Raw genomic sequence first — 7,249 nt, forward strand, 5'->3', positions numbered from 1 at the left:
TTTTCTTATGTGCGGTATAACCGGGATTATTTACAATAACAGGCAGCAGACCGTTGACGAGAACATATTAAGGCAAATGGCTGGTAAGATGGAACACCGCGGCCCGGATGATGCCACCAGTTATGCAGATGGACATGTCGGGTTTGGTTTTCGCCGGCTGAGTATTATTGATCTTGCACATGGACAGCAACCTTTTTTTAGTGCCGATGATAACATAGTGATGATCTGTAATGGAGAGATCTATAACTATAAAGAGTTAAGGGCCGGTCTGCAGGCAAAGGGACACCTTTTCCGCTCTGCATGCGATGTGGAAGTGATCCTGCATCTGTACAGGGAATATGGAACCGGGTTTCTGAATATGCTGAACGGACAGTTTGCTTTTGCCTTGTATGACAAACAAAAACAGACACTATTCTTTGCCAGGGATCATTTCGGCATTTGCCCCTTGTTTTATAGTCAGCAGGAACATGTATTCCTCTTTGGATCAGAAATGAAGGCCCTGCTGGAATTCCCCGGTATGCCCAGAGAGGTTGACCTTGGTGGACTTGACCAGGTGTTTTCTTTTCCGGCGAATATAGCGCCTGTAACTATGTTTAAACACATACGGAGTTTACAGCCGGGATATTATGGACTGTTCGGCAACGGTAAACTGGAACTGCATGAATACTGGGATCTTGAATATCCGGAAGAAGCACATGTTTACGAAGAGAAAACAGAGTCTTATTATATAGAGCAGCTGGATGAGTTGCTACAACAATCTGTCAGGTATCGTATGCATGCCGATGTACCGGTAGGCTTCTATCTGAGCGGAGGATTAGACTCGTCTATTATCGGCGCTACTATGCGTAGCCTGAAAAATGGAAGGGACTTTAGTTCTTTTTCAATCTGCTTTTCCGGTTCACCCGACAATAAGGAAATCAATGAACAGCGCTACCAGCGGCTCATGAGTGAACATATCGGATCCATGCATCATGAAGTGGAGTTCAACTGGAAAGACCTGGATAATAAGTTGAAACAGGTGGTATATTTCTCCGAAGCCCCATTGAAAGAAACGTATAATGTTTGTTCACTGGCATTGTCGGGGAAAGCAAAAGATCAGCAGATTAAAGTAATCCTGTCCGGAGAAGGCGCTGATGAGCTGTTTGGAGGTTATGCAGGTTATAAGTTTGACTACCAGCGGGCGAAGAATGGAGTGGTGAAAGACCTGGATTACCTGATGGAAGACCAGGTGAGGAAAACGCTGTGGGGGAATGAAGATTTTATCTATGAGAAGAATGAGTACGAATTTAAAAGCACAAAAGAAGCGCTGTATTCCACGGGCGTCAATGATGTGTATAATCAGTTTGACTGCTTGCGGAAACCGGCAGTAGCACATAAACGTTTACAGAACAGGCATATTTTCCACCAACGTTCTTATGTGGACTTTAAATTAAGACTGGCAGGACACCTGATTGCAGACCATGGAGACAGAATGACGCTGGCCAATAACGTAGAAGGCCGTTATCCCTTCCTGGATGTCCCACTGGTGGAATTTGTGCGGCAGATACCACCAGGGCTGATGCTGAAGAATATGAAGGAGAAGTATATTCTTAAACGGCTGGCAGATAAATATGTGCCAAGAGAAATTATTGACCGCGAGAAGTTTGGATTTGTTGCTCCTGGTAGTCCGCAGTTATTAAAGAATAACAATGAGTGGGTGAACGATCTGTTGTCTTACGACTATATTAAAAGAAAAGGCTATTTCAATCCGGATACCGTAGAGCGCTTGAAAGCCATGTATACGCATAAGGACTTCATTCTCACTCCGCCGTATGATATGGACCTGCTTATCATTATACTAACGTTCAACATCTTCTCTGAGGTATTTGAAGTTCCCTCTTTATAGACCTCTATTAAAACTATTCTTATGAGTTTTCTCGATACACTGATAAAGAAGTCGAAACAAGCGATCGGGTATGTAGTAGTACTGGGTGTGTTTAATAGTTTGCTGAACGGAGGTTTACTGATGTTTATCAACAGCACTATTGCAGGTAAACCGTTTCCGGTATTTCCCGAGCATAACTGGGCAGTATTCATTGCAATTGTAGTGACCTCTTTAATCTGCTCAAGGTATTTTCAGGCCTACATGATCCGGCTGACCAATAATATACTGTTTGATTTTGAATTGACGATACTAAGCAAGTTGCGTCACGCCGCTTATGAAGATTTTGAAGCACTTGGGAATGAGAAAGTATATACAGCAATCAATGACACAAAAATACTGGCACATGCACCGGAAGTGTTTATGAATGCTTTTAATGCTTTTGTGGTGATCCTATGCTGTTTTGGATACCTGTTCTGGATAGCTCCCCTGGGCGCTGCGTTTGTGTTGCTGGTGATGGCAGCACTGTTGGTATTCTATATTGTGCGCAACAGGTCTATTGAAGCTGATCTGAACAGGCAGCGCGATTTGCAGAATGTATATTATAAACATCTGGAAGACCTGCTGCACGGTTTTAAGGAATTGAAGATGAGTATCGTCAGGAATCTTTCCATATTCGATAATTTCCTGATAAAGAATAGAGAGGCCGGGCGGAATATATCCATAGGTACATCCGTGAAGTATATGGACAATGAACTGATAGGCAGCTACAGCTGGTATATTGTAATGGGGATCACGATGTTTGTGCTGCCAGTAATGTTTCATCTGGATATAGCAAAGACGGCTGCATTTCTGATCACTATTTTGTATCTTATAGGACCGATTGCTATCTTATTGACATTGGTACCCACCTATACTGCGGTTAAGATATCTGTGCAGCGATTGAACGTATTTGACAGTATGCTGGATGCGCTGGACAGCCATACCGCCACAACCGTTGACCTGGCGGATGAGCCATTTGATAACATACGCTTTGAAGGTGTAAGCTACCGTTATGATAAGGGAAAGGAACAGGGATTTCACCTGGAGCCTTTTAATCTTGCCATTCAGCGTGGAGAGATCGTATTTGTAACAGGAGGAAATGGTAGTGGCAAGAGCACATTTGGTTATCTGCTGTCTGGCCTCTACCGGCCTTATTCAGGTAAGATTTACCTGAATGACCATGAGATTAACGATGAGAATTATGTAAATTACAGTGACAGCATGAGCGCTGTATTTACTACCAATTATTTATTCAATGACAACTATGATGGTTTTGAGTTAACCGCCGCCAATGAACAGTTGTCAGAATATATTGAGCTGATGGATATGGGCAAGATCCTGAAGTTTGATGGAGAGCAGAAGACCCTGGGTAAGAAATATTCCAAAGGGCAACAAAAACGTCTTGCACTTATTTACGCCTTGCTGGAAAATAAGGAAGTCATTATTCTCGATGAATGGGCTGCCGAACAGGATCCGCGTTTCAGGAGATACTTCTACCAGCAGATTTTACCGTTACTGAAAGAGAAAGGAAAGACCATCATAGCAATTACCCACGATGATGACTATTATGATTGCGCGACACGGATCATCAAGTTCAACTATGGAAAGATTGTAAGCGATAGTCCGGTGTATGCTGGTAAGGTTGTTGAAAATTAACCCATCATTATGGTAAATGTTAATCTGTTTTGTATACCCTTTGCTGGTGGAAACCGCTATTCATTCCTGCCACTTGAAAAAGCAATAGGAAGTTCCTTAACGACCGTTCCGCTGGATTATCCGGGAAGAGGCACCCGGTATGGTGAACCCTTATTAAAGCGCCTGGATGCTTTGTGTGAGGACCTTTTCAGACAACTAGCAGGGAAATTGCAGGAGCCTTATGCCATATATGGGCATAGTATGGGAGGACTGCTGACCTATCTTTTAACGAAGAAGATCAGGGATGAGCAATTACCGTTGCCGGTTCACCTGTTTATCAGCGGTAGCAGGGCCCCCTCCATGAGGCGGGATATGCCGGATTACCATCAATTACCGAGGCCACAATTCATAGAGAAACTACGTTCTCTGGGTGGTACCACTGATGAAATATTGAACAGCGAGGAAATACTGGAACTGTATGAACCAATACTCCGCGCAGATTTTGAAGCGGTGGAAACATATGAATACGAGGCTTGCGAGCCATTTAATATACCGGTTACTGTTTTCAATGGTTTGTCTGACAAGATCAGCCGCGAGCAGGCAGAAGCCTGGCAGCGGGAGACAAGCTTCCCGATAGTACTCCGTGAATATCCCGGAGGTCATTTCTTTATTCTCGAACACACCACTGCAATCGCCAGCCTGATCGTACGAAACGTTTACGCTGGATTTTCTTTAAAAAACACCATATAGTTATGCGCTATCTAAGTATTCTTCTTTTATGTCTGATGGGCTTTTTCTCCGCAAATGCCCAGGTAAACGCCAATGGCCAGATAAATGTCAAAAAGGGCGACGTGCTGAAATATGCAGCCAAAGCGCCTGATGGCAGCAGCGTAGACTTCCTGATTACAGTATTGTATAAGGATAAGACCGGCGTCGGTTTTCTGTATAAGGTCATCAATGGAAAAAAGACCATACAGGGGAAATGCCTGGTAACCCCGGAAGGCACAAAAGACGGTAGTAGTCTTAACTGGGACAATCTGAATCCGGGTGAGGAAAGACATGTGAGTAAAGACCAGACATTGTTCTTCTATTCGCAGAAGTTCTATAAAGAGCTGGTGAAGAATAAAAAGGCGATATATGGTGGAACGACCTATGTGTTGAAACCAACACCCACGGCTTCGCAGATTAAGATTAATAATAAGAAGGTGAAATCCCTCTATGTAACCAGCCAGGATGGCAAGGAAGCATTCTGGATACTTGATAACCCCGATTTTCCATTGTTACTGAATTCCACAGGTAATCAGCAGGGTCCTGATATGCTGCTGGTAAACGTAGGGAAATAAAAAGGAATCTCCATTTGTGTTCATGATACAGGAGCGTTGTAATACTTTGGTTAATATACTTCAGCAGGCGGCAGAAGGAACTACTGGTATCACCTTTATTCTGGCTTCAGATAAGGAACGATACCTGTCCTACGATGATCTGAGGAAGAATGCATTGCATGTGCTGTATAATCTCACGTTGCAGGGAGTAAACCCTGGTGACGAGCTGGTTATGCAGATAGAAGACAATGCGCTTTTTCTGACGGTTTTCTGGGCTTGTCTGTACGGGAAGATCATTCCTGTTCCCATTGCTATGGGGAGTCAGGAAGGGCATAAGGATAAGCTGTTTAATGTGTGGAGTACGCTACACCATCCTTTTCTGCTAAGTGAGGATGACTGGAGCACGCCAGCCCGCAGGTATGCGGAAGAGAAGAACTGTCTAGCAGCATGGGAGGAGATGAGCAAACGGCACATAGCTGTTGACTCATTGACTGCGCAGGAAGGCAGCGGCACGTGGTTGCCAGCAGCACCGGATGATATCGCGTATATACAGTTTTCTTCCGGTTCGACCTCTCAGCCCAAAGGTGTTATGCTAACGCATGGAAACCTGCTGGCCAATATCAGCGATATCCGGGAGCGTTCCGGCACAACTGGTGTTGATAGCGCTCTAAGCTGGTTACCGCTGACGCATGATATGGGGCTGATATGTTTCCATCTGTCCTGTGTGATTGCTGGCATCAGGCAATACCTGATAGCAACGCCGCTTTTCATCAGGCGGCCGCTGTTGTGGATGGAGAAAGCCCATCAACACAGGATCACCCAATTATATTCACCGAATTTCGGTTATCAGTATATGCTTGCGGCATTATCTGGTATTGATAGACCCACCTGGGATCTGGCGGCGGTGAGGATCATCTACAATGGTGCAGAGCCTATCAATAAGTTGCTCTGTGAAGAGTTCATGCGGGTAATGAGTCGCTTCGGATTAAGGGAGCATACCATGTTCCCCGGCTATGGGCTGGCAGAGGCCTGTGTAGCCGTGACGTTACCTACACCGGGAGATCCTTTGCAGTTTGTATCACTGGATAGGAACTATCTGCAGACAGGTGATCGTGTGAGGTATGTACCGGACAGGTTGTACTTTGCCTGTGTAGGCTACCCGATGCGTTCAACCAGTATTGCTATTGTAAATGATCAGGGAGCATTGTTAGAAGATGATCATATCGGTAACATATGGATCAATGGAGATAATGTGACTGCTGGCTACTATAACAATCCGGAAGCAAGTAGCCGGGCTATTGAAAATGGCTGGCTAAAAACCGGGGACCTTGGTTTTATCAGCGGAGGAAAGTTGTACATAACGGGGAGAGCCAAGAATATTATCATCATTAACGGGCAGAATTATTACCCTCAGGATATAGAGCATCATGCGCAGATACCCGGTATTAAACCGGGAGACATCGTTGCTTGTCAGGCATTGCCAGCTGGCAGCGATAAACATGAATTAGTGCTGTTCGTACATTTCCGCAGATCAGTACAGGAGTTCCATCCGCTGGTAATACAGTTGAGAGCACAGCTGTTGGGCAAACTGGGCATCGTGCCGGATAAGATTGTAATGGTGAAAAGTGTACCCCGTACTACGAGTGGCAAGGTGCAGCACTATCTGCTGGTACAACAGTTTGAACATGGTGATTATGATAGTCAGCAGGAGGCTTTGGCCATGCTGGACAAAGCATATTACCAGGTAGACGCAGATACAGTAAGGGCGCTCATACAGGAGGTATTCAGTGTTTCCGGCGATCCCGACGAAGACTTCTTCCGGAATGGATTGAACAGCCTGGAAGCAGTGAAGCTTGTTTCCAGACTGAGAGCAGCCGGCTTTGAACTGACAGTAAGAGAGGTGTTTGAGCATCATACAATAAGTTCGCTACAACGGTATCTGTTAGGGAAGGAACATAGCGAAGCGAATACTATCCCGGTAACAGCGGCGCATTCATTATACAGGTTGTCTTACGGACAACGACGTTTCTGGAATTTCTGTCAGCTGGAAGGAGCGAGTGTGGCAGCTAATATCGCCAGTGGCGCTTATATACAGGGCCATCTTTCCGCTGAAGCCTTTACACATGCGTTTACAAATATCGTATCCCGTCATGAATCGCTTCGCACTGTATTTGTTATACAGGATGGAGAAGTATGTCAACGGGTATTAACAGCTGATGAAATTGGCTTCAAAGTAAACGTGGTGGATCTGAGCGGTGAAGTAGCACCATTATCTGCTGCAAAAGAGGCCGCCTTGGTGCAGGCGTCAGCTGAATTTGACCTTTACCATGGCCCTTTATTGCGGGTAACACTTTTCAAATTATCTGCTACTGAATACTATTTCGTGTTT

5 protein-coding genes are annotated in these 7,249 nt (G+C 44.9%); all 5 read left to right on the forward strand.

The window, feature by feature from the left end; translation table 11 throughout:
* The first annotated feature begins 7 nt into the window (after nt 1-7).
* Nucleotides 8-1,885 carry an asparagine synthase (glutamine-hydrolyzing) gene (asnB, locus tag CLV42_RS17660; protein ID WP_106603243.1) on the forward strand — a complete coding sequence of 626 codons (1,878 nt, stop codon included), beginning with the start codon at nt 8-10 and terminating at the stop codon, nt 1,883-1,885.
* 21 nt (nt 1,886-1,906) lie between these two features.
* The gene (locus CLV42_RS17665) at nt 1,907-3,559 is read left to right on the forward strand and encodes an ATP-binding cassette domain-containing protein (RefSeq protein WP_106603244.1); all 1,653 of its coding nucleotides are present in this window, start codon (nt 1,907-1,909) and stop codon (nt 3,557-3,559) included.
* 9 nt (nt 3,560-3,568) lie between these two features.
* On the forward strand, nt 3,569-4,288 hold the full coding sequence (locus tag CLV42_RS17670; RefSeq protein WP_106603245.1) for a thioesterase II family protein: 720 nt from the start codon (nt 3,569-3,571) through the stop codon (nt 4,286-4,288).
* 2 nt (nt 4,289-4,290) lie between these two features.
* A complete protein-coding gene (locus CLV42_RS17675; RefSeq protein ID WP_106603246.1) occupies nt 4,291-4,881 on the forward strand; it encodes a hypothetical protein in 591 nt (196 codons plus the stop codon).
* A 46-nt stretch (nt 4,882-4,927) separates the two neighbouring features.
* Nucleotides 4,928-7,249 (forward strand): AMP-binding protein (locus CLV42_RS17680; protein ID WP_170117552.1); only part of this gene is annotated, 2,322 nt, incomplete at its 3' end.

The sequence above is a fragment of the Chitinophaga ginsengisoli genome, from assembly GCF_003014595.1.
Lineage (GTDB): Bacteria > Bacteroidota > Bacteroidia > Chitinophagales > Chitinophagaceae > Chitinophaga > Chitinophaga ginsengisoli.